Annotated in this window: 20 protein-coding genes and 1 pseudogene; 11 read left to right on the forward strand and 10 right to left on the reverse strand. The window is 72.2% G+C overall.

Annotated features, from left to right (window positions below):
• The first annotated feature begins 1 nt into the window (after nt 1).
• The 7 genes from ACZ4SA_RS29585 to ACZ4SA_RS29615 all read left to right on the forward strand — a co-directional run bounded on the left by ACZ4SA_RS29585 (nt 2) and on the right by ACZ4SA_RS29615 (nt 10,542).
• Nucleotides 2-2,974 carry a lantibiotic dehydratase gene (locus ACZ4SA_RS29585; protein WP_468280592.1) on the forward strand — a complete coding sequence of 991 codons (2,973 nt, stop codon included), beginning with the start codon at nt 2-4 and terminating at the stop codon, nt 2,972-2,974.
• The gene (locus ACZ4SA_RS29590; protein WP_468280594.1) at nt 2,962-4,095 is read left to right on the forward strand and encodes a lantibiotic dehydratase C-terminal domain-containing protein; all 1,134 of its coding nucleotides are present in this window, start codon (nt 2,962-2,964) and stop codon (nt 4,093-4,095) included. Before ACZ4SA_RS29585 ends, ACZ4SA_RS29590 begins: the two co-directional genes overlap by 13 nt.
• Nucleotides 4,092-5,273, forward strand: a complete 1,182-nt coding sequence (locus tag ACZ4SA_RS29595) for a M50 family metallopeptidase (RefSeq protein ID WP_468280596.1) — start codon at nt 4,092-4,094, stop codon at nt 5,271-5,273. Before ACZ4SA_RS29590 ends, ACZ4SA_RS29595 begins: the two co-directional genes overlap by 4 nt.
• 49 nt (nt 5,274-5,322) lie before the next feature.
• A complete protein-coding gene (locus tag ACZ4SA_RS29600; RefSeq protein ID WP_468280598.1) occupies nt 5,323-6,291 on the forward strand; it encodes an ABC transporter ATP-binding protein in 969 nt (322 codons plus the stop codon).
• Nucleotides 6,288-7,043, forward strand: a complete 756-nt coding sequence (locus tag ACZ4SA_RS29605; RefSeq protein ID WP_468280600.1) for an ABC transporter permease — start codon at nt 6,288-6,290, stop codon at nt 7,041-7,043. The genes ACZ4SA_RS29600 and ACZ4SA_RS29605 overlap by 4 nt, the downstream gene beginning before the upstream one ends.
• Nucleotides 7,040-9,028 carry a TOMM precursor leader peptide-binding protein gene (locus ACZ4SA_RS29610; RefSeq protein ID WP_468280602.1) on the forward strand — a complete coding sequence of 663 codons (1,989 nt, stop codon included), beginning with the start codon at nt 7,040-7,042 and terminating at the stop codon, nt 9,026-9,028. Before ACZ4SA_RS29605 ends, ACZ4SA_RS29610 begins: the two co-directional genes overlap by 4 nt.
• A gap of 110 nt (nt 9,029-9,138) precedes the next feature.
• Nucleotides 9,139-10,542: an amidohydrolase gene (locus tag ACZ4SA_RS29615; RefSeq protein ID WP_468280604.1), complete on the forward strand. Its 1,404-nt coding sequence runs from the start codon at nt 9,139-9,141 to the stop codon at nt 10,540-10,542.
• Here the strand turns inward: ACZ4SA_RS29615 and ACZ4SA_RS29620 are convergent.
• Together ACZ4SA_RS29620 and ACZ4SA_RS29625 are read right to left on the reverse strand one after the other, a co-directional pair.
• Nucleotides 10,505-10,729: pseudogene (locus tag ACZ4SA_RS29620) on the reverse strand (putative T7SS-secreted protein); the annotation flags it as partial. The gene ACZ4SA_RS29615 and the pseudogene ACZ4SA_RS29620 sit on opposite strands and share 38 nt — an antisense overlap.
• A gap of 111 nt (nt 10,730-10,840) precedes the next feature.
• On the reverse strand, nt 10,841-11,998 hold the full coding sequence (locus tag ACZ4SA_RS29625; RefSeq protein ID WP_468280606.1) for an acyl-CoA dehydrogenase: 1,158 nt from the start codon (nt 11,996-11,998) through the stop codon (nt 10,841-10,843).
• 187 nt (nt 11,999-12,185) lie between these two features.
• Here ACZ4SA_RS29625 and ACZ4SA_RS29630 point away from each other — a divergent pair, with 187 nt between their 5' ends.
• A complete protein-coding gene (locus ACZ4SA_RS29630) occupies nt 12,186-13,529 on the forward strand; it encodes a UDP-glucose dehydrogenase family protein (RefSeq protein ID WP_468280608.1) in 1,344 nt (447 codons plus the stop codon).
• Between the two features lie 26 nt (nt 13,530-13,555).
• On the opposite strand, the gene ACZ4SA_RS29635 is transcribed toward ACZ4SA_RS29630, so the two are convergent.
• Nucleotides 13,556-14,059, reverse strand: a complete 504-nt coding sequence (locus ACZ4SA_RS29635; RefSeq protein WP_468280610.1) for a CGNR zinc finger domain-containing protein — start codon at nt 14,057-14,059, stop codon at nt 13,556-13,558.
• A gap of 96 nt (nt 14,060-14,155) precedes the next feature.
• Between ACZ4SA_RS29635 and ACZ4SA_RS29640 the strand changes: the two genes are divergently transcribed.
• Nucleotides 14,156-14,527, forward strand: coding sequence for a VOC family protein (locus ACZ4SA_RS29640; RefSeq protein ID WP_468280612.1), 372 nt, complete (start codon nt 14,156-14,158; stop codon nt 14,525-14,527).
• Between the two features lie 228 nt (nt 14,528-14,755).
• On the opposite strand, the gene ACZ4SA_RS29645 is transcribed toward ACZ4SA_RS29640, so the two are convergent.
• From ACZ4SA_RS29645 to ACZ4SA_RS29655, 3 genes are read right to left on the reverse strand one after another with little or no spacing between them, the layout of a single operon-like run.
• Nucleotides 14,756-15,964 (reverse strand): dipeptidase, encoded by a 1,209-nt coding sequence (locus tag ACZ4SA_RS29645; RefSeq protein ID WP_468280614.1) that lies wholly within the window; start codon nt 15,962-15,964, stop codon nt 14,756-14,758.
• A 6-nt stretch (nt 15,965-15,970) separates the two neighbouring features.
• Nucleotides 15,971-16,507 (reverse strand): 5-(carboxyamino)imidazole ribonucleotide mutase, encoded by a 537-nt coding sequence (gene purE, locus ACZ4SA_RS29650; RefSeq protein WP_468280616.1) that lies wholly within the window; start codon nt 16,505-16,507, stop codon nt 15,971-15,973.
• Nucleotides 16,504-17,643 carry a 5-(carboxyamino)imidazole ribonucleotide synthase gene (locus tag ACZ4SA_RS29655; RefSeq protein ID WP_468280618.1) on the reverse strand — a complete coding sequence of 380 codons (1,140 nt, stop codon included), beginning with the start codon at nt 17,641-17,643 and terminating at the stop codon, nt 16,504-16,506. The genes purE and ACZ4SA_RS29655 overlap by 4 nt, the downstream gene beginning before the upstream one ends.
• Nucleotides 17,644-17,819: 176 nt before the next feature.
• Here ACZ4SA_RS29655 and ACZ4SA_RS29660 point away from each other — a divergent pair, with 176 nt between their 5' ends.
• Nucleotides 17,820-18,335: a GtrA family protein gene (locus ACZ4SA_RS29660; RefSeq protein WP_468280619.1), complete on the forward strand. Its 516-nt coding sequence runs from the start codon at nt 17,820-17,822 to the stop codon at nt 18,333-18,335.
• Nucleotides 18,336-18,347: 12 nt separating this feature from the next.
• Here the strand turns inward: ACZ4SA_RS29660 and ACZ4SA_RS29665 are convergent, their stop codons facing one another.
• Both ACZ4SA_RS29665 and ACZ4SA_RS29670 read right to left on the reverse strand, forming a co-directional pair.
• A complete protein-coding gene (locus tag ACZ4SA_RS29665) occupies nt 18,348-19,616 on the reverse strand; it encodes an ATP-binding protein (protein ID WP_468280621.1) in 1,269 nt (422 codons plus the stop codon).
• A gap of 30 nt (nt 19,617-19,646) precedes the next feature.
• Complete coding sequence (locus ACZ4SA_RS29670) at nt 19,647-20,324, reverse strand: response regulator transcription factor (protein ID WP_356630661.1); 678 nt, start codon at nt 20,322-20,324, stop codon at nt 19,647-19,649.
• A 482-nt stretch (nt 20,325-20,806) separates the two neighbouring features.
• On the opposite strand from ACZ4SA_RS29670, the gene ACZ4SA_RS29675 reads away from it, so the two are divergent.
• Nucleotides 20,807-22,312 carry a peptide MFS transporter gene (locus ACZ4SA_RS29675; protein ID WP_468280624.1) on the forward strand — a complete coding sequence of 502 codons (1,506 nt, stop codon included), beginning with the start codon at nt 20,807-20,809 and terminating at the stop codon, nt 22,310-22,312.
• Between the two features lie 81 nt (nt 22,313-22,393).
• Here ACZ4SA_RS29675 and ACZ4SA_RS29680 read toward each other — a convergent pair whose 3' ends face one another.
• A complete protein-coding gene (locus ACZ4SA_RS29680) occupies nt 22,394-23,737 on the reverse strand; it encodes a hypothetical protein (RefSeq protein ID WP_468280626.1) in 1,344 nt (447 codons plus the stop codon).
• A 14-nt stretch (nt 23,738-23,751) separates the two neighbouring features.
• Nucleotides 23,752-24,795, reverse strand: a complete 1,044-nt coding sequence (locus ACZ4SA_RS29685) for a hypothetical protein (protein ID WP_468280632.1) — start codon at nt 24,793-24,795, stop codon at nt 23,752-23,754.
• Nucleotides 24,796-25,045 lie beyond the last annotated feature (250 nt).

A 25,045-nucleotide genomic window follows, 5' to 3' on the forward strand; every position in this document is an offset into this window, starting at 1 on the left:
CATGACACCCGCAGAAGCAACCACGGGCCCCGCCACGGGCACCGCCGCCGACACCCCTGTCGCCGACCCCGCCACGGGCCCCACCACACGTCCCGCCACCAACCCCGCCGACACCCCCGTCGTCGACCCCGTCGTCGACCCCGTCGTCGACCCCGTCGTCGACCCCGTCGTCGACCCCGCCACGGGCTCCGCCGTGGCCGTCCCGGTCCGCTGGGAGGCCGGCAGGCGCTTCGTGCTGCGCGCGGCCGGGCTGCCCGTCGAGACCGTGGAGGGCCTGCGCTGCCCCGGCACCCGCCGCTGGTCCGACTCCGTGCTGGCCGAGGAGGAGCGCCTGTCCGCCGCGGGCGCGGCCCTCAGCGACGGGCTGCACGCCCTGGTCAAGGCCGCCGACGACCACGGCGGGGACTCCGGGGCCGCCGCCCGCCGCACCCTGCTCGACCTGCGGCGGCGCGTCTTCAACAACCGGCTCCCCGCCGATCCCGACGCCGCGGTGCGGCTGGTGACGGAGCTGGACCGGGAGACCGGCGAGCGCACCGCCCGGTGGCTGCGCGACCGCGGCCGCCTCGAACAGCTCCGGGCCACCGGGGCCGGTCTGCTCACCGGGGAACTCCGGGAGAGCAGGCGCGCGCTGCGCGAGGCACTGGCCGACGAGCGGCTGCGCCTCGGCCTGCTGCTCGCCTCGCCCGCCCTCGACGGCCGGCTGGACGCCTACCTGCGCGACACGGCCCCGCGGCCGGGCAACCGGCTGCGGAAGATCGAGCGTTCCGCGCTGACCTACCTGTACCGCACGGCCTGCAAGACCAGCCCCTTCAGTACCTTCACCGGCATCGGCCTCGGCACGTTCGCGGGCGGCGACCCGGCGGACGACGGGGCCGCGCTGCGCGTCGGCGACGACTGGGTGAGCCACGTACGGCTCAACGTGGTGGCGCTGGCCCGGCTGACCGAGCTGATCGCCGCCGACCCCGCGCTGCGCCAGGACCTGCCGGTGATCCTCGCCCCGGGCTGGGGGCGCGACGCCGACCGCATCCGCTACGTGCGCCATGTGCTGACCGCCGGCGACGACAGCGCCGCCGTCACCTTCGACGCGGTCCGCGACCGGCTGTTCTTCCTGCGCGGCGGCGGCACCCTGGAAAGGCTGCTGGAGTGGCTCGGCGGTCACGAAGAGCCGGTGCGCCACCGGGACCTGGTCGACTGGCTGGAGGCCGAGCACGGCGCCGTGCGCGACGAGTGCGAGCGGTACGCGGCGGCCCTCCTGGAACTCGGCATGGTGCAGGCGCCGGTGCTCCGCACGGACGTGCACAGCCCCGACCCGCTGCGCTCCTACCAGGACGCCCTGCGCTCCCTGGGCGTGGTGTGGGCGGACCGCCTGGCCGCGCTGCTGGACGGCCCGGCAGACTGCCTCGCCCGCTACCCGGAGGCCGGCGTCGACGAGCGCCGGGCACTGCTGGGCGCGCTGCGCGCCGGGCTCCTGGAGGCGCAGCGGGAGCTGGGGGCCGACGAACCGGCGCTCCCGCAGACGCTGGTGTACGAGGACGTCGGCGTCGGCGACGAACTGGTCTGCGGGCCCGCCGTGCTGGGCGGGGACACCGGTCGCGCCCTGCGGGCCGTCGAGGGCGTGCTGCCGCTGTACGACCTGACGCTCCCGCAGCGCATCACACTGCTGGGGTTCTTCGTGGCCCGCTACGGCCGCGGCGGCCGCTGCGACGACCTGCTCGGCCTGGTCCACGACTTCCACGAGGACTTCTTCGACCAGTACGTCTCCTTCACGTCCAAGCGGGCCTCCTTCGACGGGGACGGCACCTACGTCCCCGAGGAGAACTGGCTCGGGCAGGACGAGATGAAGGCCCTCGACCGGGCACGCCGCCACCTCCACGAGGGCATGCGCGACCTGTGGCGGCGTCACGGCGAGGACGGCGGTGCCGAGGAGGTCGAAGTGCCGGAGCGGCTCCTCACCGACACCGCCCGTGAACTCGGCTCCCTGGCGGGCCGTTTCACGCCGCAGAGCCACCACATCCAGCTGTGCCTGCCACCCGGCGGCCCCCGGCGGGTCGTCCTCAACAAGTCGTACGGCGGGCTCGCCTTCCCCTTCAGCCGGTTCACCCACCTCTACGACGGCGCCGGACCGGGCGGCCGGGAGGTCGGCCTGTCCGGCGCGCTGCGTGAGGAGATGGCGGACCGCCGACCGGAGGGCGCCGTCCTCGCGGAGGTCACCGGAGGTCCCGTCAGCAGCAACCTGAACCTGCACGGCCGGCTGACCGACCACCAGATCGTCTGCCCGGGAGAGACCAGCGGCGTCCCCGAGGAGGCCCGCATCCACCTGGACGACCTCTACGTCGAGCACGACGAGCGGGCCGGCCGCCTGGTGCTCCGCTCCCGCCGCCTCGGCCGCGAGGTCGTACCCGTCTACCTGGGCTACCTCGTGCCGATCGCGCTCCCCGCGATCCCTCGCACCCTGCTCCTCCTCTCCCCCAGCAGCATGGCCGCCTTCGACGTGTGGGCGGGGGTGCCCGAGGGCGGGGCGGAGGACGGGGTCACCCGCCGGCCCCGGGTCCGGCACGGAAACGTGGTGGTCGCGCGGCGCAGCTGGACCGCCGATGTCCAAGTGCTTCCGCAGCGCCCGACCGGCAGCGGGGAGGGCGAGGAGGAGCACTACCTGCGATGGCAGCGCTGGCGGCGCTCGCACGATCTGCCCGACCGCTGCTTCGCCACCGTCGCCGACCCCGGCCGGGGGCCCCTCGGCTCGAAGCCCGTGTACGTCGACTTCGACAGCCCGCTGAGCCTTGCCGCGTTCGACGCCCTGGTGGAGCGCAGGCCGGGCACCCGGGTGGTCTTCCGCGAGATGCTCCCCGCCGAGGGCGGGCTCCACGTCACCTCCCGGCGCGGACGGCACGTGGCCGAACTCGCCGTGGAGACCTTCACCACCCGCCGCACCCCGGCGGCCGAACCGGAGGACGCACCGTCATGCCCGAACTGACCGAGCCCGCGGCCTTCCGGCCGGCCCCCGGCGGCACCGGGCCCTCCCCCTGGCTGGCGCTCCATGTGTTCTACGCCGCCAACCCGCAGCCGCTGCTCGTCAACTGCGTCCGGCCGCTGGTGGACCGGCTCACCGAGGAAGGGCTGCTGTCCGGGTACTTCTTCATCAACTACTGGCTGGAGGGGCCGCACGTGCGGCTGCGCCTGCGTCCGAGCGGCCCGGCCGCCGAGGCGGAGGTCCGCCGCCGCGCAGAGGAGGCGGTCAGCAGCTTCCTGAAGACCCGCCCCGCCCTGTACGAGGTCGACTCGGGCTTCCTCAAGGACTTCTACAACTCCCTGTTCGACATCGAGTTCCCAGGCGAGGACCGGGCCCGGTACATGGGCCCGGACGGCCGGATGAACCTCCGGCCGAACAACTCCTTCTCCTACGAGGTCTACGCCCCCGAGTACGCCAAGTACGGCGGCCCCGCGGGGGTGGACCTCGCCGAATGGCACTTCCGGCACTCCAGCGACCTGGTCCTGGAGGCGTACCGGAGCATGAACCTGCATGTGCGGACGGTGCTGCTGGGGACCTCCGCGCAGCTGATGATGGTGATGGCGAGCTGCTTCCTGCCAAAGGAGGAGCGGCTCGCGGACTACCTGGACTCGTACTACGCCTTCTGGCACCGGCTGTTCCCGGGCACGGGGTTCATCGGCTCCACCGAGTACGAGCGCGTCTACGAGCGCATGGCTCCCACTCTCGGCGCCCGGTTCACGCAGCTGCGGCAGGCGACGGCGAGCGGCGACCTGACCCGGCTGCCGGCGTTCCTGCGCCGCTGGGCCGAGCACTGCCTGGAGCTCCGCGACCGGGTGGTGGACCTCACCCGGCGCGGTGAGCTGGCCTTCCCGGCCTGGGACGGCCCGGCGCGGGAGGACACCGGTCAGCAGCGCGCAGAGGACCCCGATGCGGCCCCCCTGGTGACGGTGACTCACGCGCCGGCGGTGCTGCCCCGTCTGCTCTCGCCGTACATGCACATGACCAACAACCGGCTGCATGTGACGATCCGGGACGAGGCGTACCTCGCCTTCGTCCTGGGCCGGGTCCTGCGGGAGTCAGCGGGCGGACGGCGGGACGCGTCATGAGCGCGACCGACCTTCCCGGTCCGCGCCCGGCCACCGGGGGCGCGGCCACCACCGGCGGATCCGACCGCCCCGCCCCGGACCGGGCCGCCGCCGCGCGCGCGTACCGGCCCGCCCTGCGCCCGGGCGTGCGGATCAGTCCGCCCCTGGTACGCGGCCCGCGCACCGTCCACCTCATCAAGCACCCGGTCAGCGGCGCCGCGTTCGAGGTCGGCCCGAAGGAGCACTTCGTCATCAGCCGGCTCGACGGGACCCGGAACGCCGACGACGTCGTGTCCGACTACGCCGCCGAGTTCCACCGCAGGCTCTCCGAGGAGCAGTGGACTCGGCTGCTCGGCCTGCTCGGCACCCGCGGGCTGCTCGCCGGGTCCCCGGACCCGGCGCCGCCGAAGCCGCCCCCGTCCCGCACCGGCACCTTCTGGAAGGGCAGCCGGCAAACCGTCGCCGACGCCCACCGGACCACCGGGCGCCTCCACCGGCTGCTGCGGCCACTGCTCAACCCGTGGGCCCAACTGCCGGCGGCCGTCGCCGTACTGGTGATGACCGCAGCCGTGGCGGCGGACCCCGGGGCCCTCGTCGACGGGACGCTGGAGCTACTGACCCGCCCGCTCCTGCTGGTCCCCTTCGCGGTCTTCCTCTGGGTCAGCGTCTGCCTGCACGAACTCGCCCACGGCGTCGCCGCCCGGCACTACGGCGGCGTGGTGAGCGAGATCGGGCTGCGCTGGCGGTTCCCGGCCATGATGATGTACTGCACGGTCGACAACTACCTGTTCCTGCCCGGCCTGCGGGCCAAGCTGGTGGTCGCCGCCGCGGGCGCGTACGTCAACCTGGTGCTGCTGCTGCCCCTCGCCCTGTGGTGGGCGCTGCTGGACCCGGCCGAACCGGTCCGCCCGCCGCTCACCGGGATGCTCGCCGTCGGCGTCGTGCAGGCCCTGAGCAACCTGGTCCCGCTGCCGCCGCTGGACGGGTACCGCATGCTCAGCCACGTCGTGGGCGCCGCCGGCCTCGCCCCGGAGACCCGCACGTACCTGGCCCTGCGCCGGCGCGGGCGGGAGGCGGTGGCCGCCTACCCGCGCCGCACCCGCCGGCTCTACGCGTCGTACGCCGTGACGGCGGCGGCCCTGGTGCTGCTCGCGGTGGCCGGAACGTGCACCGCCGTCGTCCTCCTGCTGTTCCGATGACCCCCCGCCCCGAAGGATCCCGCACACCCATGACGAACGAGGTACCCGTATGAGCCCCACCTCCTCCCCCTCCCCCGCCGAAGACCGCGCGGAGCGGCCGGCGGTCAGCGTCCGCGACGTGACGAAGACCTACGGCGACCGGCGGGCCGTCGACGGGATCAGTCTCGACATCCGGCGCGGCGAGTTCTTCGGGCTGCTCGGCCCCAACGGGGCGGGGAAGTCCACCCTCGTGGAGATCATGGAGGGGCTGCGCAAAGCGGACTCCGGCTCGGTCGCCGTGTTCGGTGAGCCGCCCTGGCCGCGCAACACGGCGCTCCTTCCCCGCATGGGCGTGCAGACTCAGTCCTCCGCCTTCTTCGTACGGCAGACGGTCCACGAGCACCTGCGTACCGTCGCGGCGCTGTACGGCACGGATCGCGAGGCCGTCGAGAGCACCCTGGAGGCCGTGGGCCTCGGCGGGAAGCACGACGTGCGGGTCGACGAACTGTCCGGCGGCCAGCGCCAGCGGCTCGCCATCGCCTCCGCGCTGGTCCACGGACCGGAGCTGATCTTCCTCGACGAACCGACCGCGGCGCTCGACCCGGAGGGCCGCCGCAGCCTGTGGGAGGTCCTGCGGGGCCTCAAGGCCAGGGGCCGGACCATCGTGTACACGACCCACCACCTGGACGAGGCGGAGGCGCTCTGCGACCGCGTCGGCATCCTCGTGGCGGGCCGGCTCGTCATCACCGACGAACCGCAGCACCTGATCGGGACGTTCGGCGCCGTCAGCCGGCTCCTGGTCCCGCTCGGCCGGATCGACGAGGAGCGCGCCGCGTCCCTCCCCGGCGTGGAGGGCGTCACCGTCCAGGGCGGGCACCTCGTCCTGGAGACCCGCGCCACCGGCCGGGTCCTCTCGGCGCTCGACGCCGTGACCGGCCTGGACGGCGTGCAGACCCGCACCCCCAGCCTCGAGGACGTCTACCTCGAGATCACCCGGCGGGCCCCCCTCGCCCAGGACGACCAGGAGCAGCAGGCATGAGCGCCTACACCGCGCTGACCACGGCGGGCTACCGCGCGCAGGTCCGCGACAAGACGACCGTCTTCTTCACCTTCGCGTTCCCGCTGATCTTCCTCGTCGTCTTCGGGCTGGTCTTCCGCGGCCGGGACGTGGAGGAGAGCGGTTTCTCGTACCTGTCCTACACCGCCGCCGGTGTGCTCTCCTGGGGCGTCGCCAACGCCGCCGTCTTCGGCATCGGCTTCACGCTGATGCAGTGGCGGGCGGACGACATCCTCCGGATGATCCGCATGTCGCCCGCCCCGCTGTCGTCCGTCATCGGCTCCCGCTACGTCCTCGCCCTGGGTGTGGGCCTCGTCCAGTCGGTGCTGTTCGTCGGGGTGGCGATGGCCCCCGGGTTCGGCCTGGTGCCCGCCTCCCGCTGGCCGCTGCTGATCCCGGTGCTGGCCCTCGGCATCACCACCTTCCTGCTGCTCGGCGTGATCATCGGCAGCATCGCCGACACCCCCGAGTCGGTCGCCGGCATCGCCAACTTCCTGATGCTCCCGATGGCCTTCCTGTCGGGGTCGTTCTTCCCGCTGGACGCGATGCCGGACTGGCTGCAGAAGGTCTCGACGGTCCTGCCGCTGCGCTACCTCAACGACGCGGTGTCCGCTGCGCTCACCGGCCGCGGCGACCTGTCCGACATCGGCGTGGGATGCGCGGGACTCGTCGTGTTCGCCGTCGCCTTCGGCGCAATCGCCGCCCGCACGTTCCGCTGGACGAAGACCTCATGACCGCCGCGGCCCGGCTGCTTCCGCATCCGATGGAGGAGGCCCGCGAAGCCCTCCAGGCGTTCCTGGACGGCCGTTTCGGTGACGGCGCCCCCCGGGTCGTGCCGGTCGGCGCCGTCGGCGCGGGGGGCGGGGGCGCCGCGCCGGATCCGTGGGCCGCCGAACGCCCCGCGGCGCGGGTCCACTTGACCGCTTCGGCGGTCCTGCTCGGCCCCTGGGGCGGCGACGGCACCGCGCCCGCCTGCGGCAGCTGCCTCGCCGCGCGGTGGCAGCGGCTGCGCAGCCGCAGCGAGCGGAACGCCCTGGAGACCGGCGGCCCCGACGGGCCCCGTCCGGCGGGCGCCTGGCCGCTGATGACCGCCCACGTCCACGACGCGGTGGCCGCCCTGTGCGAGGCCCTGCCGCACGGGGGCCCACCGGGCGGGACCCCGCCGAGTGAGGGGCCGCGCCCGGTGCCGCCCGCCGAGCACGCGGCGGACCGCGCCCTGCCCCAGGTGACCCGGCTGGACCTGGCGAACCTCCTGGTCAGGACGTACCCGCTGCTCGCCGACCCGCTCTGCCCCGACTGCGGCCCCCGCCCCGGGCCAGAGCGGGCAGAGGACGTCCGGCCGCTCAGCCTCGCCCCGCGCCCGAAGCCGCACCCCGGCGCGTACCGGCTGCGCTCCCCCTTCGCCTACCCGCTCCCCACCGACGCCCTGGCCAACCCGGTCTGCGGCGCCCTGGGGGCGGGCACCTGGACCGACGTCACCTCGTCCACCACCGCCCCCGTGGCCGGCAGCGTGTTCGTCCGGGGGTACGCGGGGCTCCACGACGTCACCTGGAGCGGACAGGAGAACTCCTTCGCCACCAGCCGCCGGCTCGCCTTCCTGGAGGGCCTGGAACGGTACGCGGGCACCCACCGGCGCGGCGGCGGCGCGCCGGTCGTCGGCTCGTACGACGGGCTGGCGGCGGACGCGGTCGACCCGGCGGTGTGCGGCCTGTACAGCGCGGAGACCTACCGCGACGACCCGCTGGCCGAGCCCTTCGACCCGGCGCGGCCCATCCCCTGGGAGTGGGGCTGGTCGCTGCGGGACGAACGCCCCGTCCTGGTGCCGTCGCGGCTGGTCTACTACAGCATCCCGCCGGCCGGCGACAACTTCGTCTTCGAGTGCTCCAACGGCTGCGCCATCGGCGGCAGCCTGGAGGAAGCGATCCTGGGCGGCCTGCTCGAACTGGTCGAGCGCGACTCCTTCCTGAACGGCTGGTACGGCGCGGCCCGGCTGCCCCGCGTCGACCCGGCGACGGTCGGCGGCCCCACGGCAACCGCGATGGTCGAGCGGGCCGCCCTCCAGGGCTACGACGTCCACGTCCTCGACAACCGGATCGACCTGGCGATCCCGGCCGTCACCGTGGTCGGCGTCCGCCGGGACGGCGGCCCGGGAACCCTGTCCTTCGCGGCCGCGGCCTCACTGGACCCGAGGTCCGCGGTGGAGGGCGCCCTGTCCGAGGTGCTCAGCTACATCCCGCACCTGGCCCGGCAGACCGCCGAACGCCGCGGCGAACTGGAGGCCATGGCCGACGACTTCGCACGGGTGCGGCACCTGAAGGACCATCCGCAGCTCTACGGGCTGCCGCGCATGGCCGAGTACGCGCGCTCGTACCTGGAGCCGTGCGAGGCCCGCCCCTTCGACGAGGTGTACGGGGACTGGGAGCGCCGGGGCCGTCCCCGCACCGGCGACCTGCGGGACGACGTGGCCGTGGTCAGGGACGAACTGGTGCGGGCGGGCCACGACGTCGTCGTCGTGGACCAGACGTCGCCGGAGCAGGAGCGGATGGGCCTGCGGACGGTGTGCACATTGGTGCCGGGTCTGCTGCCGATCGACTTCGGCTGGAACCGGCAGCGGGCCCTGCTGATGCCCCGGCTGCGCACCGCGCTGCGCCGCGGCGGCCACCGGGACCGCGACCTCACGGACGCGGAGATCCGCCGGGCCCCGCACCCCTTCCCGTAGGCCCGCAACGAACCGGGCCCCGCACCTCTTCCCGTAAGCCCGCCCCGAGCCGGGCCCCACCGCGCCGAGCATGTCGCGACGGGCCCCGAGACGTCCCCCGGAGTCCGCCGATGCACCCTCCGTCCCCTACCGGCCCGGGCCGGGCCCCGGCCTCCGCACCGGAGCACACCCCCGCCCCCTCCCCGGCACGGACACCTCCGCCCCGGCCCGGCCGCGACCGGTCCACGACCGGCGCGGCGGACCTCCTCACCCGCGCCGGGGAGGTGCTGCGCCCCGCCCTCGCCCTCTACCTCGACCTGCACGCGCACCCGGAGACGTCAGGTCAGGAGGCCCGCACCGCGGACCGCTTCGCCGCGCGGCTCGAGGCGGCGGGCTGCGCCGTCACCTGCGGGGTGGGCGGCCACGGCGTCGTCGGTGTCCTCCGCAACGGGGACGGGCCCCGCGTCTGGCTGCGGGCGGAACTCGACGCGCTCCCCGTACGGGAGCGGACCGGGCTGCCGTACGCCAGCGGCAACGGCGCCATGCACGCGTGCGGCCACGATCTGCACCTGGCCGCGGCGGCGGGCGCGGCGGACCTGCTGGCCCGCCTGTCCGGCCGGTGGCGGGGCACCCTGGTCGTGGTGGGGCAGCCGGCCGAGGAGACCCTCAGCGGGGCCGCGGCCATGCTGGGCGACGGGCTGTACGAACGGTTCGGCCGCCCCGGCGCCGTACTGGCCCAGCACGCCGCGCCGCTGCCCTCCGGCACCGTCGCGCACACGGACGGCCGGGCACCGATGGCCGCGGCGAGCGCGGTGCTCGACGTGGTGCTGCACGGCAGGGGCGGCCACGCCGCCACACCGCACCTCGCCGTGGACCCGGTCGTCGCCGCGGCCGCCGTCGTGACCCGCCTCCAGACCGTCGTCGCCCGGGAGACCGCGCCCACCGACCAGGTGACGGTGACCGTCGGCACGCTGCGGGCGGGGACGGCCGCCAACGTCATACCGGAGAGCGCCGCGCTCGGCATAGGCGTCCGCGCGTCGAGTGAGGCGTCCCTCGACCGGGCGCTGTCGGCGGTCCGGCGCATCGTCCACGCCGAGAGCGCGGCGGCGGGCGCCCCCCGGGAACCGGAGGTGACCGTCACCTCCCGCTCGGCCGCCCTGCTGTGCGACCCGCACGCCACCGCGTCGGTGCGGCATGCCCACACGGAACTCCTGGGCCCCGGGCGGGTCCTGCCCTGGCCGGAGTCGATGGCGGCGGAGGACTTCCCGCTGTTCGGGGACGCCGGAGCCGAGGTCCACCGGCAGCACGGCATCCCGCTGGTCTACTGGATGCTGGGCGTGACCGGGCCGGACGAGTGGCGCGGGGCGAGCGCCGGGCCACACGCCCCGCCCCCGCACCCCAACCACTCGCCCCACTTCGCCCCGCACGTCTCCGGCGCCCTGCGCCCCGCCGTCGCGGCGCTGAGCGCCGCGGCGCTCGACCGTTTCCGCGCCCCCGGCCCCGCGCCGCGCCGCCGCCGACATGGTCACCCATGATCTGCGGCTCCTGGAGCCCGTCGCCCAACTGCTCGGCGTAGGACGGCTTCTCCGGGGCCGGGTCACAGGCGGCGCCGCCCGCTGTGCGCGCAGTCTCCGCAGCCGTGTTCCGCTGCTTGCGCGCCTCGGCCAGGATGTCCTGCGCTTCCTGCATCAACTTCTTGCCTGGGTCGTCGAAGCTGCTCGCCATGCGCCGGCGCCGCGCGCACCGGGAGCTGATCCGCTGAGCGTGCGTGAACGCCCCCTGGAATCCGCCGATCCCGGCAGGGGGCGTTCATCGTCCGCTCATCAGCCTGCCCTACGGCAGGTTGCGCGCCATCACGATCCGCTGGACCTGGTTCGTGCCTTCATAAATCTGCGTGATCTTGGCGTCACGCATCATGCGCTCCACCGGGTAGTCACGGGTGTAGCCGTAGCCGCCGAGCAGCTGGACGGCATCCGTGGTGACCTCCATCGCGACGTCGGAGGCGAAGCACTTCGCCGCCGCGCCCTGGAAGGTGAGGTCCGCGTCGCCGCGCTCGGACTTGGCGGCGGCCGCGTAGGTGAGCTGGCGGGCGGCCTCGAGCTTCATGGCCATGTCCGCGAGCATGAACTGGACGCCCTGGAAGTCGGCGATCGGCTTGCCGAACTGCCTGCGCTCCTTGACGTAGCCCTTGGCGTAGTCGAGGGCACCCTGGGCGATGCCGAGCGCCTGGGCCGCGATGGTGATGCGGGTGTGGTCCAGGGTCTTCATCGCCGTGGCGAAGCCCGTGCCCTCCGCGCCGATCATGCGGTCGGCGGGGATGCGGACGTTGTCGAGGTAGACCTCGCGGGTCGGGGAGCCCTTGATGCCGAGCTTCTTCTCGGGGGCACCGAAGGAGACGCCGGGGTCGGACTTCTCGACGACGAAGGCGGAGATCCCCTTGGAGCGCTTCTCCGGGTCGGTCACGGCCATGACCGTGTAGTACTCGGAGACGCCGGCGTTGGTGATCCAGCGCTTCACGCCGTTGAGGACGTAGAAGTCGCCGTCGCGGACCGCCTTGGTCTTCATGCCGGCCGCGTCGGAGCCCGCGTCGGGCTCGGAGAGGCAGTACGAGAACATCGCGTCGCCCTTGGCGAGCGGTCCCAGGTACTTCTTCTTCAGCTCCTCGGAGCCGGAGAGGATCACGGGGAGCGAGCCGAGCTTGTTCACGGCCGGGATGAGGGAGGAGGACGCGCAGACGCGGGCCACCTCCTCGATCACGATGACCGTGGCGAGCGCGTCGGCGCCCGCGCCGCCGTAGCTCTCCGGGACGTGCACCGCGTGCAGATCGGAGGCGACCAGCGCGTCGAGGGCCTCCTGCGGGAAGCGTGCTTCCTCGTCCACCGCGGCGGCGAACGGCGCGATCTTCGCTTCGGCGAGGGAGCGGACCGTCTCACGGAGCATGTCGTGCTCTTCCGACGGGCGATACAGATCGAAGTCGGCCGATCCTGCCAAGACTCTCACTCCCCAAGGTGTTAACTACCGTTAAGTATTCCAATTTTAGACGCCCCTCCCCCGGCAGGCATACGTGAGTTTGCCGACAGCTCGGGGCGGCGGGCCATGCGCACTTTGGGAGGGCCCGCGGAGCCCCGGATATGCTCGGGCGCGCACGTCCCCTGCCCGCGTCGTACTGGAGCACCCCATGGCCCTCAAGATCACCGTGATCGGCACCGGATACCTCGGCGCCACCCACGCCGCGGCCATGGCGGAGCTGGGCTTCGAGGTCCTGGGCCTCGATGTCGTCCCCGAGAAGATCGAGATGCTCTCGGCGGGCAAGGTCCCCATGTACGAGCCCGGCCTCGAGGACCTGCTGCGGGGGCATGTCGCCGGCATCGAGGGCTCCAGCGGACGGCTGCGGTTCACCACCTCGTACGAGGAGGCCGGCGACTTCGGCGACGTCCACTTCGTGTGCGTGAACACCCCGCAGAAGCAGAGCGAGTACGCGTGCGACATGTCGTACGTCGACGCTGCCTTCGCCTCGCTCGCGCCGCACCTGAAGCGCGCCGCGCTCGTCGTCGGCAAGTCGACCGTGCCGGTCGGCTCCGCGGAGCGGCTGGGCGCCGTGCTCGCCCGGACGGCTCCGGCGGGCGCGGATGTGGAGCTGGCCTGGAACCCGGAGTTCCTCCGCGAGGGCTTCGCGGTCGACGACACTCTGCACCCCGACCGGATCGTGGTCGGTGTGAACAGCGAGCGCGCGGAGAAGCTGCTGCGGGAGGTGTACGCGACGCCGGTGGGCGAGGGATCGCCGTTCGTCGTGACCGACTTCCCCACCGCGGAGCTGGTGAAGACGGCGGCGAACTCGTTCCTGGCGACCAAGATCTCGTTCATCAACGCAATGGCCGAGGTCTGCGAGGCCGCGGGCGGCGATGTGGTGAAGCTGGCGGAGGCCATCGGCTACGACGAGCGGATCGGCAAGAAGTTCCTGCGGGCGGGCGTCGGTTTCGGCGGAGGCTGCCTGCCGAAGGACATCCGCGCCTTCATGGCGCGCGCGGGTGAGCTGGGCGCGGACCAGGCACTGACGTTCCTGCGCGAGGTCGACTCCATCAACATGCGCCGTCGCGGGCACATGGTGGAGCTGGCGCGGGACGCGGTCGGGGGCGGCTCGTTCCTGGGCAAGCGGGTGGCGGTGCTGGGCGCGACCTTCAAGCCGGACTCGGACGACGTCCGGGACTCGCCGGCGCTGAACGTGGCGGGCCAGATCCATCTGCAGGGCGGCCAGGTGACGGTGTACGACCCCAAGGGCATGGCGAACGCGCGACGGCTCTTCCCGACGCTCGGTTACGCGGACTCCGCGCGCGAGGCGGTCCGGGCAGCGGACGTCGTGCTGCACCTGACGGAGTGGCGCGAGTTCCGGGAGCTGGACCCGGCGGAGCTGGCGACGGTCGTGCCGTCGCCGATCATCCTCGACGGCCGCAACGCGCTGGACCCGGTGGCCTGGCGCGAGGCGGGGTGGACGTACCGCGCCATGGGGCGCCCGCGGGCGTAGCGGAACACCCCCGCACCGGCCTGGGGTTACGGAGACGAGGCGCGGCGGGCTCTGTAGGTGCGCATCTTGGCGCGGGCGCCGCAGACGGACATCGAGCACCAGCGGCTGCGGCCTGCCGGGCTGCGGTCGTAGTACGCCCAGTGGCAGTCCGGGGCCTCGCATGCCTTGAGGCGGGTCCAGGTGCCGTCGGCGCCGGCCGCCGCGATGGCCTCGGCGACCCGTGAGAGCAGTGTCGGCGGGCCGAGGGGGCGAAGGCCGGCCGCGCCGTCGGCGGCGATCGTCACACGCAGCGGGGCGTCGGAAAGGACCGCGTCGAGTGCCGTGGCCGTGCCGTGGCCCGCGTGGGCCAGGCACGCGGCGCGCAGAGCCTCACGCAGATCGCGGGCCGCGGGGACGTCCTCGGCCGTGAGGTCGAAGCGCGCGCGGCCTTCGGGCCTGTCCAGGGTGTCCGCGCCCGTCTCGACATTCAGCGTGTTCACCAGGGCCTCGACCAGCGCGAGGCCGCCGGGTGCGGGAGCCCTGTCATTCATGCTTGCGACGTTACCTCTTATGCGGGAGCATGCAGTAACCGTTACCGGTTAAGGGCCGGTAGGGGTAACCATGTGGGTGACCATCGAGGAGAAGACATGGCTATCGCCAGGCTCGGGGCCGTCGTGCTCGACTGTCCCGACCCCGTCGCGCTCGCGCGGTTCTACGCCGGAATCCTGGGCGGGGAGATCAAGACCAATGCGGACGGCGGCGACGAGTGGGTGGATCTCGACGGAGTCGCCGGCACGACCCTCGCGTTCCAGGCCGCGCCCGGTTTCGTACCGCCGAAGTGGCCGTCCGCCGAGGAGTCGCAGCAGTTCCATCTGGACCTGACCGTCGACGACATGGACGCCGCGGAGAAAAAGGTGCTGGAGCTCGGTGCCACCGTGCTGGAGGCGGCCGACCGGGAACGGTCGTTCCGCGTGTACGCGGACCCGGCCGGGCATCCGTTCTGCCTCTGCGCCTGCTAGTGCCGTGACCGGCGACGTTTGCCCGGTGAGGAGCGTCGTCCGGTGCGCGCGGTCGCAAGGCGGCCGGAAGTCCTTGTGGCGGAGCCACCAGGGCTTTTGGCCAACGCAGCGAGCGGGCGTGCTGGGCGGCGCGACAGGGCAAGGCTTGCCGGGAGGGGCACTGGAACCCGTGGAGAACGGAACCCGCTGAGGGGCGCGGCCGCGGTGACGGCCGCGCTCCGGGGCGGGTCAGACCGCGTCGAGCTCGTCGATCGTCGCGTTCGACGGGCCGCGGGTGGTCTGGAGGTCGGCGGCCACGTCCTCCGCCGCGCGCAGTGCGCGGACCGCGTTCTGCCAGGTGAGTTTGGCCAGGTCCGTGTCCGACCAGCCGCGGTGGAGCAGTTCGGCGATGAGGTTGGGGTAGCCGGCGACGTCCTCGAGGCCGGACGGGGTGAAGGCGGTGCCGTCGAAGTCGCCGCCGATGCCGATGTGGTCGATGCCGGCGACCTCGCGCATGTGGTCGAGGTGGTCGGCGACCGTGGCGGCGGTCGCGGTCGGCCGGGGATGCGCGGCCTCGAACGCCTCGTGGACCTTCATCGCCTCTGGAGTGGTGTCCAGGTGGTGCAGTCCGTGGGCGCGCATGTTCTCGTCCGCCGCGCGGGTCCACTCGACGGCCGCGGGCAGGATGAACTTCGGCACGAACGTCGCCATCGCCACGCCCCCGTTGGCCGCCAGCAGGGCCAGCACGTCGTCGGGGATGTTGCGCGGGTGGTCGCAGACGGCACGCGACGACGAGTGCGAGAAGATCACCGGCGCGACGGAGGTGGCGAGCGCGTGGCGCATCGTCGTCTCCGCGACGTGGGAGAGGTCGACGAGCATGCCGATGCGGTTCATCTCGCGCACGACCTCGTGGCCGAAGGCGGAGAGGCCGCCGACGCCGGGCTCGTCGGTCGCGGAGTCGGCCCAGGCGATGTTGTCGTTGTGCGTGAGCGTCATGTAGCGCACGCCCAGCGCGTACAGGGCGCGGAGTGCGGCGAGGGAGTTGTTGATGGAGTGCCCGCCCTCCGCGCCCATGAGCGAGGCGATACGGCCCTCGTCGCGGGAGATCTCCATGTCCTCCGCGCTCAGCGCACGCGCGAGGTCGGCCGGGTAGCGCTCGAGGAGCTGGTCGACGACGTCGATCTGCTCCAGCGTGGCGCTGACCGCGGTGTCGCCCGCCATGTCGCTGCGCACGTACACGGACCAGAACTGGGCGCCGACGCAGCCGTTGCGCAGCCGCGGGATGTCGGTGTGGAGCCGGCCCTTCTGGTCGGCCGCGATGTCCATCCGGTCGAGGTCGTAGCGGACGTGCTGTCGCAGCGCCCAGGGGAGGTCGTTGTGGCCGTCGACGACGGGGTGGGCGGCGAGCAGCTCGCGCGCCCGCCCCAGATGATGGGCGGCAGAGGTGGGGGTGTCCATTGGCTGTTACTTCCCGGCGCCCGGCTTCCCGAAGCCGAAGGACTCCGCGCCGGCGACCTTGGCGCGCAGCCGCTTGCCCTTTTCCGTGGCCTGGTCGTTCAGCTCCTGCTGGAAGTCCCGCATACGGGCGAGGATTTCGTCGTCGTGCGTGGCGAGGATGCGGGCCGCCAGCAGGCCGGCGTTGCGGGCGCCGGCCACGGAGACGGTGGCGACGGGCACGCCCGCCGGCATCTGCACGATGGAGAGCAGGGAGTCCATGCCGTCGAGGTACTTGAGCGGGACGGGGACGCCGATGACGGGCAGCGGGGTGACGGAGGCGAGCATGCCCGGGAGGTGGGCGGCTCCCCCGGCGCCGGCGATGATCACCTTGAGGCCGCGGTCGGCGGCCTGCTCCCCGTACGCGACCATCTCGCGCGGCATGCGGTGCGCGGAGACGACGTCGACCTCGTACTCGATCTCGAACTCGTCGAGCGCCTGCGCGGCCGCCTCCATGACGGGCCAGTCGGAGTCGGACCCCATGACAATGCCAACGACAGGACTCATTCGGTGATCGTTCCTCGCAGATAGCCGGCGGCGTGGCGGGCACGCTCGAGCGCGTCGTCCAAGTCGTCGCCGTATGTGTTGACGTGCCCCACCTTGCGGCCGGGCTTCACGTCCTTGCCATACATATGGATCTTGAGCTGCGGGTCCCGGGCCATGCAGTGCAGATAGGCCGCATACATGTCGGGGTAGTCGCCGCCCAGCACATTGCACATGACCGTCCAGCGCGCCCGCGGGCGCGGGTCGCCGAGCGGCAGGTCCAGTACGGCACGCACATGGTTGGCGAACTGCGAGGTGATCGCGCCGTCCTGGGTCCAGTGGCCGGAGTTGTGGGGGCGCATGGCCAGCTCGTTGACGAGGATGCGTCCGTCCGTCGTCTCGAACAGCTCGACGGCGAGATGGCCGACGACGCCGAGTTCCTTGGCGATCCGCAGCGCGAGCTCCTGCGCCTGGCCCGCCAGCTCGGGGTCGAGGTCGGGCGCGGGTGCGATCACGGTGTCGCAGACGCCGTCGACCTGCTGCGACTCGACGACCGGGTAGGCCACGGCCTGGCCGTGCGGGGAGCGGACGATGTTCGCGGCGAGCTCGCGACGGAAGTCGACCTTCTCCTCGGCGAGCACGGGAACGCCGGCCTTGAAGGGGGCTTCTGCGTCGGCTTCCTCACGGACGAACCAGACGCCCTTGCCGTCGTACCCGCCGCGCACGGTCTTCAGGATGACGGGGAAGCCCCCGACCTCCTCGGCGAAGGCGGTCACATCGGCGGGGTCGGCCACGATGCGGTGGCGCGGGCACGGCACGCCGATCTCCGTGAGCGTGGCCCGCATCTCGCCCTTGTCCTGGGCATGACGCAGCGCGTCGGGCCCCGGGCGGACGACGGCGCCGCTCGCTTCCAGCGCCCGCAGGTGCTCGATCGGGACATGCTCGTGATCGAAAGTGATCACGTCGCAGCCGCGCGCGAACTCGACGAGGGTGTCCAGGTCGCGATAGTCGCCGACGACGACATCGCTCACCACCTGGGCTGCAGAGTCCTGGGGGGTGTCACTGAGGAGCTTGAATTTCAGGCCGAGGGGGATACCCGCCTCGTGGGTCATGCGGGCGAGCTGACCGCCGCCGACCATGCCGACTACCGGGAACGTCACTCTCCTAGGGTATCCGCCGAGAGGACACCCCCTGTCGTCCGTATGTTCCGACAGGGCTCTGTATCGCACGTCACATCGCTCTCAGGGCTCACAGGCGGCGCGGAGGGTCGCTGGTTAGCATGGCGGAGTCGACGCTTGTCGGCCGATCGCCGATCTGATGAGGCTGGGCTCTCACTATGAGTGAACGAGGCGGAAAGCTGCGCGAGCAGCTGAACCAGCTCATGCGCGAGATCGCCAAGTTCGGCGCCGTCGGCGGATTCGGCCTGGTGGTCAACCTCGCCGTCTTCAACCTCGTACGGAACGTCACGGAGATCCCCGTCGTCCGGGCGTCGATTCTGGCAACGGTCGTCGCCATCGCCTGCAACTACGTCGGGTTCCGCTACTTCACCTACCGTGACCGCGACAAGAACGGCCGGACCAGGGAGATGACGCTCTTCCTGCTGTTCAGCGCGGTGGGCCTGGTGATCGAGCACGGCGTTCTGTACACGGCGACATACGGCTTCGACTGGGACACCCCGCTGCAGAGCAACATCTTCAAGTTCCTCGGCATCGGCGTCGCGACGCTGTTCCGGTTCTGGTCGTACCGCACCTGGGTCTTCCGGGCGCTGCCCGCGCGGGCGGCCGTGCAGACCGCTGAATCGTTCCTGGAGCAGCGTCGGCCGGAACCGGCGCGCGACCACGTCGCCCGCTGACGGTTCGTACCGCTACCTCACGGTCGACTTCTGGTCGTCCTTGCGTTTGCGCGCCACGCGGCTCAGGAAGAGCGCGAAGACGGGCGGGTGCTGCTGGAGCAGCTCCAGCCGGCCGCCGTCCGCCTCCGCGAGATCCCGGGCGACGGCCAGTCCGATACCGGTCGAGTTGCGGCCGCTGATGGTCCGCTCGAAGATGCGCGCCCCCAGGTCACCCGGCACGCCCGGCCCCTCGTCGGTCACCTCCACCACCGCCTGGTTCCCGGTGACCCGGGTCCGCACGGCGACCGTGCCGCCGCCGTGCATGAGGGAGTTCTCGATCAGGGCCGCGAGCACCTGGGCCACGGCGCCGGGAGTGCCGACGGCCCGCATGCCCTGGCGGCCGGAGCAGACGATGGCGCGGCCCGCACTGCGGTAGATCGGCCGCCACTCCTCGAGCTGCTGCTTGACCACCTCGTCCAGGTCGAAGGCGACGGCGGACCCCGTGCGCGGGTCGCGGGAGTTCGTCAGCAGCCGCTGGACCACGTCGGTGAGCCGCTCCACCTGGGTGAGGGCGATGCTGGCCTCCTCCTTCACGGTCTCCAGGTCGTCGGTGACCGTGATCTCCTCCAGCCGCATCGACAGCGCGGTCAGCGGCGTACGGAGCTGGTGCGAGGCGTCCGCGGCGAGCCGTCGCTCCGCGGTGAGCATCCGGGCGATCCGCTCGGCGCTGGCGTCGAGCACGTCGGCGACCCGATCCAGTTCCGGGACGCCGTAGCGGCGGTGGCGGGGCCTGGGGTCGCCGGAACCCAGCCGTTCCGCGGTCTCCGCGAGGTCGGTGAGCGGGGAGCCGAGCCGGTGGGCCTGACGCACGGCGAGCAGCACGGCCGCGACGACGGCGAGCAGCGCGACCGCACCGATGATCAGCAGGGACCTGCCGACCTCGCGCGTCACGGAGGAACGAGACTCCTCGACGGTGACCGTCGTGTCCCGCTCGCCCTCCGCGGTGCCGCGGATGACGCTGCCGGAGGGGGGCTCGCCGATCTCGATGGGGCCGCGGCCGGGAATGGTGATCAGGGCGTAGCGGGTGATGTCGCCCTGCTCGGCGAGAATGTCCGGATTGACCGGCTCGCCGCCCACCAGCCGGCTCTCGACGATGCTGACCAGGCGCAGCGCGTCGGAGTCCACGCTCTCCTGGGCGCTGCTGCTGATGGTGCGGGTCTCCACAAGGACGAGGGAGACGCCGAAGACGGCGATGACGACGAGCACCACGGCGAGCGTGGAGGTGATCAGACGGCGGCGCATGGTGCCTCAAGTCGCATGGTGCCTCACATATCAGGACTTCTCGAAGCGGAAGCCCACGCCGCGCACGGTGGCGATGTACCGGGGGTTCGCCGCGTCGTCGCCGAGCTTCTTCCGCAGCCAGGAGATGTGCATGTCGAGGGTCTTGGTCGACGACCACCAGGTGGTGTCCCAGACCTCGCGCATCAACTGGTCGCGGGTGACGACCCGGCCGGCGTCCCGGACGAGGACCCGCAGCAGATCGAACTCCTTGGCGGTGAGCTGGAGTTCCTCGTCGCCCATCCAGGCGCGGTGCGACTCGACGTCGATCCGAACGCCGTGCGTGGCGGGTGCGGGGACGGGCTCGGAGGAGCCGCGCCGCAGCAGGGCCCGTACGCGGGCCAGGAGCTCGGCGAGCCGGAACGGCTTGGTGACGTAGTCGTCGGCGCCCGCGTCCAGCCCGACGACGGTGTCCACTTCGTCGGCGCGTGCGGTGAGCACCAGGATCGGGATCGCCTGCCCCTCCGCACGAAGCCGGCGGGCGACCTCCAGGCCGTCCATGCCGGGCAGCCCGAGATCCAGCACGACAAGATCGACACCGCCCGCGAGACCCGCGTCGAGCGCGGTGGGACCGTCCTCGCGCACTTCGACCTCGTATCCCTCTCTGCGCAGCGCTCGGGCCAGCGGTTCCGAGATGGATGCATCGTCCTCGGCGAGCAGTACACGGGTCATGGGGTGATGGTAGTCCGCGCGGCACGGCCGCCGGGACCTGATCCATGACCCCTGCGAGTGTGGGGTTCAAACCTGCTTATGACCTTCAATACTGGGTAGCTGGTTCCGTGATCACCTGTGATCCATCTCTCAAGTCCTTCCATATGCCGCACTGTCGTGTCGTATGGTGGCGTGACGCCCGTAGTACAACCCGGGGACCTTTGGCTGCCATGAGCACCAAGGGTCTCTTTTCTGTCCGAAGATCGACTCGATATCGTTTCAGCCGTTTCGAGCCCGACCTGACACAGCGAATGACCTGTTGGCCGGGCCCCAGGTGCGACACAGCGTCAGGGGCATGGATCCCGACACGGACCGTTCCCGGCCTCCGGCCGCGGAGGAACCCCGAAGGCGTCGGGGTGGAACGCCCGTGCCGGTGCCGGCCTCCCCCCACCGGGCGCGTACCGCTCACAAGGCGTCGCGTCCCGAACGAGCAAGGATCGACCATGGCGTCCAGCCTGACGAAGGACTCTGCCAGTACCCCTGGTTCGGAGAAGACCTTCTTCGGCCACCCCCGCGGTATGGCCACCCTCTTCATGACAGAGATGTGGGAGCGCTTCTCCTTCTACGGAATGCGCGGCATCCTCACCCTCTACATGGTCGCGGCCGTCCTCGACGGACCTCTGAAGGAGCGGGAGGCGCTGGCAGTCTCCATCTACGGTGTCTACAACGCCGTGGTGTACATGGCGGCCATGCCCGGCGGCTGGGTGGCCGACCGTCTCTGGGGAGCGCGCAAGGCCGTGCTCGTCGGCGGCATCGTCATCGCCCTGGGCCACTTCACCCTGGCGATCCCGTCGGACACGGCGTTCTTCGCCGGCCTGGCGCTCATCGCCGCCGGCACCGGTCTGCTGAAGCCGAACATCTCCGCCATGGTCGGCGGCCTCTACGAAGGCCAGTCCAGCGCCCGGCGCGACGCCGGCTTCACGCTCTTCTACATGGCGATCAACATCGGCGCCATGGCAGCCCCGCTCGTCGTCGGCTACCTCGGTGAGAACGTCAACTGGCACCTCGGCTTCGGTGTCGCCGGTATCGGCATGACGCTGGCCGTCGTCCAGTACGTCCTCGGCGGCCGCCACCTCGGGGACATCGGCAAGGAGCCCGGGACCCCGGCGACGCCGGAGGAGAAGCGCAGCGCGCTGCGCAAGGTCCTGCTGTGGGGCGGCCTCGCCGTCGCCGCGCTGGTGATCGACATCGCGATGGGCACGTACGACATCGAGCACGTCGTGAACGTCCTCGCGATCCTGGGCATCGTCGTACCGGTCGTGTACTTCGCCTCGATGTACCGGAACCCGGCGCTGACCGCGGCGGACAAGCCGAAGATCCAGGCGTTCATGTGGTTCTTCGCCACGGCCGTGCTGTTCTGGATGATCTACGACCAGTCGGGCTCGCTGCTGACCCTCTTCGCGGACGGCAAGACCGACCGCATGATCGGCGGCTGGGAGTTCCCGGCTTCCTGGTACCAGTCGGTGAACCCGGCACTGGTCATCATCCTGGCGCCGGTCTTCGCCGGTCTGTGGGTGAAGCTGGCGAAGCGCAACCGTGAGCCCAGCACCCCGATGAAGTTCGCCTTGGCCATGCTGCTCATCGGCGGCTCGTTCGCCATCATGGGCCTGGCCGGTGCCGCGGCCGCGAACAGCGAGACCGGCAAGGTCACCGTCTTCTGGCTGCTGAGCGTCTACCTTGCCCAGACACTCGGCGAGATGTGCCTGTCCCCGGTCGGCCTGTCGCTGTCCACGAAGCTGGCGCCCAAGCAGTTCGTGGGTCAGATCATGGGTCTGTGGTTCCTTGCCACCGCGACGGGCAACGCCCTGAACGGCTGGACCACCAAGCTCAACGAGCCGCTGGGCGACGCCATGTACTACACGATGTGGGCGGTCGTCGCCGTCGCGGCGGGCCTCACGTTCATGATGGCCGGACGCAAGATCCGCGCGCTCATGGGCGACGTGCGCTGACACCGTTCGCGTAGAGCTCGAGGGGCCGCCGCACCGTACCGGTGCGGCGGCCCTTCGCCGTTGTCATCGCACATACCGCTTTCAGCGCATGCCGCGCAGCCGCTGCCACGGCGTGAACGTGAACACCGCGCCACCCAGCAGGATCACCGTGCCGGCGACCAGGGCGAGCGCACGGAGGGCGCCGGTGTCCTCCGCTCCGGTATCGGCAAGGCCCCCGGACGTGCCGCCCGAGGTCGTCGAGCCGCCCGAGGTGCCGGAGCCGCTGGTACTGGTGCCTCCTGATGCGCCGCCCGGCTGGGCCGACGTGTCGAGCTCCAGGGAGAACGGGACGTCCGCCGGTGGTGTGCAGGTCGTCGTCGTACCCAGCGCCATGACAGTAAGGACGCCTGGGCTCAGGGTCGTCTTCCCGGTGGCGCCGGGCTTGTACGTGCCCTTGAGATCGGGGATCTCGATCGGGTCGCCCGACTTGATGGGCTCCTTGTTGGCCGGGCCCTCGACATGGACGAAGCCCTTGTCGGCGCCGCCGAGCTTCACCTCCATCGACGGCTTGACCGAGTCCGCGGGGATGTCGGCCGGGCTGTCCATGACGGACTTGGAGAACTTCACGGTCAGGTCGTAACTGCCGTCGTTCTCCTTGGCGTCGATACGGACCGGGGAGACTGCGTTCTTGTCGCCGATGGGTGTCTTGCAGGAGTAGGCGACCTCGATCTCCTTGCCCTGGTGGTCGGTGGGGGCGGGGTCGCTCCCACCGGTGGTTCCGCCGTCGCTGCCGCCGGAGGTCGTGCCGCCGTTGGTCGTACCGCCGGATGTCGTACCGCCTGACGTTGTGCCGCCGTTGGTCGTACCACCGGACGTCGTACCGCCGTTGGTCGCACCGCCGGACGTCGTACCGCCGCCGCCGTCCGTCACCTTGATCGTCGCGCCCGCCTGGACCGGCTCCTTCGGCGCGCACTTCGTGTCCGTCGAGATCGGCTTCGACACGTTGATGCTGTACGCGCCCGGTGTCAGCGTTGTCTCACCGGCCTTCTCGAGTTTCAGCGTGCCCTTCATGTCGGGCAGCACCATCGGGCTGTTCTTCGGGATCGGCGGGTTCTGGCGCGGGCCCTCCATCTTCAGTTCGCCCGTCGACACGCCGCCCAGCGTGATCGTGCCGGTCGGTTTCACGGTGTCCTTGGCCAGATCCAGGATGTCCGGGTTCTTGGACGCGGCCTCGACCGTCTTCCACACCACCTCGACCGTGTCGCCGACCTTGGCCTCCGCCGGCGCGGTGATCTGCACCTTGGTGGTGCCCTGCACGGGCGGCAGGCCGGAGATGGGCGGCGGAATGCACTCCGTCGCGTACGAGACCTCGGCGGCCTGGGCGGGGCTCGCGGCCAGCAGAATCCCCGCGCCGCCGAGCATCAGCGCGACTCCGGCCGCGCTCATCCTCCGTTGCGTACTCACGAATGTCCCTTCGTCGTCGTCGGTCGGTTCTCTGACGGTGCGGAGTCAGGGGTGAACCACGGCAGTGCGGCGGCCGTGGCCGTGGCGGTGCCGTCGGCCGGATCGCCTGCGGCGCCGGCTCGTCGGGGGCGGGCGTGACGCGGGCCCGGAGGGCGGATCCTGTCGACGACCGCCATGCCGATACGGAACACGGCAGCCGGTACGACCAGCGCGAGCAGGACCCAGAAGGCCGTGACGCCCCACGGCCTGGGCACGCCCCAGGGCTGCTCTGCGAGGACCTTCGTGCCGTACTTCACCGAGACCGAGTAGTCACCGTGCGCGCCGGCGGAGAGCTGCACGGGCAGCGTGATCCGCGCCTTCTCGCCCGGTTTGATCGTGCCGCGCCACTGCTGCCCCTCCCACTGCGGGGCGAACACGCCGTGTGCGATGCCGATCTCGAAGACGGGGTCCGTGACGGGGGCTGTGCCGAGGTTGCCGACGGTGAACTCGAGCCTGCGGGTGGGCGGCGCGCCGAAGAGGACCAGAAGACCCGACTCGCCCTCGAGGCGGGTCGCAGTGAGCACGGCGAGCCTGCCGCCGCCGGCTTGCTCCGGGAGCGGGGCGGTGGGGTGACCGGCGACGACGAACCCGGCGTCGACGGCCTGCTGTTCGCCGGTGACGGTGGCGACGTGGACGACACAGGGGCAGGGCACGGGCGGCTCGGCGACCGGCACCTTCTTGCGGAACGAGCCCTTGGAGTCGGTGGTGACGGCGCGGCCGTCGGCGTTGGCGCAGGAGTTGGTGCCCCCGATCACGCCTTCGGCGGGGGTGGACCGGCCGCAGACGAGCAGCATGAGGAGGGCGCGGGGGCGCCAGCCGCTGCCGCTGACGGTGATGTCGCCGCCCTTGCCGGCCTGGGGGGCGGAGAGCTTGACGTCGGGGACGGGTGGGGCGGCGGCATGTGCGGCGGGAGCGGGGAGGAGGAAGAGAGCGGCAAGCAGGACGGCGGCGAAGGCACGCCGCCGCCTGCGGAGAGCGGGGGCGCGCCCCCGGCTGCCCAGGGGCGTGCGCCCCCACAGCCGTGAAACGCCGGCCCCGCGCCGCGCCACCGACGGCGGCGCGGCCGGCGCATACGGCGCCGCTGGACCGGTCACCCGTGGCAACGCAGACGGCCCGGCCGGCCCGAGCGACGCAGACGGCCCGGCCGGCCCGAGCGACGCAGACGGCCCAGGTGGCCCGGGCGACGCCGGTGGCGGTGACGTGGCCGCCGCGTACACGGCCGAGAGCGGGGAGCGGGAGGGGGCGGGGCGC

The sequence above is a fragment of the Streptomyces sp. NPDC027962 genome (genome assembly GCF_055566095.1).

What these genes read in the sequence shown, in the direction of transcription:
- ACZ4SA_RS29590 (WP_468280594.1), top strand. Translation starts at nt 2,962, where the DNA reads ATGCCCGAACTGACCGAGCCCGCGGCCTTCCGGCCGGCCCCCGGCGGC.
- ACZ4SA_RS29615 (WP_468280604.1), top strand. Translation starts at nt 9,139, where the DNA reads ATGCACCCTCCGTCCCCTACCGGCCCGGGCCGGGCCCCGGCCTCCGCA.
- ACZ4SA_RS29600 (WP_468280598.1), top strand. Translation starts at nt 5,323, where the DNA reads ATGAGCCCCACCTCCTCCCCCTCCCCCGCCGAAGACCGCGCGGAGCGG.
- ACZ4SA_RS29630 (WP_468280608.1), top strand. Translation starts at nt 12,186, where the DNA reads ATGGCCCTCAAGATCACCGTGATCGGCACCGGATACCTCGGCGCCACC.
- ACZ4SA_RS29640 (WP_468280612.1), top strand. Translation starts at nt 14,156, where the DNA reads ATGGCTATCGCCAGGCTCGGGGCCGTCGTGCTCGACTGTCCCGACCCC.
- ACZ4SA_RS29605 (WP_468280600.1), top strand. Translation starts at nt 6,288, where the DNA reads ATGAGCGCCTACACCGCGCTGACCACGGCGGGCTACCGCGCGCAGGTC.
- purE (WP_468280616.1), bottom strand. Translation starts at nt 16,507, where the DNA reads ATGAGTCCTGTCGTTGGCATTGTCATGGGGTCCGACTCCGACTGGCCC.
- ACZ4SA_RS29680 (WP_468280626.1), bottom strand. Translation starts at nt 23,737, where the DNA reads ATGAGCGCGGCCGGAGTCGCGCTGATGCTCGGCGGCGCGGGGATTCTG.
- ACZ4SA_RS29665 (WP_468280621.1), bottom strand. Translation starts at nt 19,616, where the DNA reads ATGCGCCGCCGTCTGATCACCTCCACGCTCGCCGTGGTGCTCGTCGTC.
- ACZ4SA_RS29595 (WP_468280596.1), top strand. Translation starts at nt 4,092, where the DNA reads ATGAGCGCGACCGACCTTCCCGGTCCGCGCCCGGCCACCGGGGGCGCG.
- ACZ4SA_RS29660 (WP_468280619.1), top strand. Translation starts at nt 17,820, where the DNA reads ATGAGTGAACGAGGCGGAAAGCTGCGCGAGCAGCTGAACCAGCTCATG.
- ACZ4SA_RS29585 (WP_468280592.1), top strand. Translation starts at nt 2, where the DNA reads ATGACACCCGCAGAAGCAACCACGGGCCCCGCCACGGGCACCGCCGCC.
- ACZ4SA_RS29670 (WP_356630661.1), bottom strand. Translation starts at nt 20,324, where the DNA reads ATGACCCGTGTACTGCTCGCCGAGGACGATGCATCCATCTCGGAACCG.
- ACZ4SA_RS29610 (WP_468280602.1), top strand. Translation starts at nt 7,040, where the DNA reads ATGACCGCCGCGGCCCGGCTGCTTCCGCATCCGATGGAGGAGGCCCGC.
- ACZ4SA_RS29675 (WP_468280624.1), top strand. Translation starts at nt 20,807, where the DNA reads ATGGCGTCCAGCCTGACGAAGGACTCTGCCAGTACCCCTGGTTCGGAG.
- ACZ4SA_RS29635 (WP_468280610.1), bottom strand. Translation starts at nt 14,059, where the DNA reads ATGAATGACAGGGCTCCCGCACCCGGCGGCCTCGCGCTGGTCGAGGCC.
- ACZ4SA_RS29645 (WP_468280614.1), bottom strand. Translation starts at nt 15,964, where the DNA reads ATGGACACCCCCACCTCTGCCGCCCATCATCTGGGGCGGGCGCGCGAG.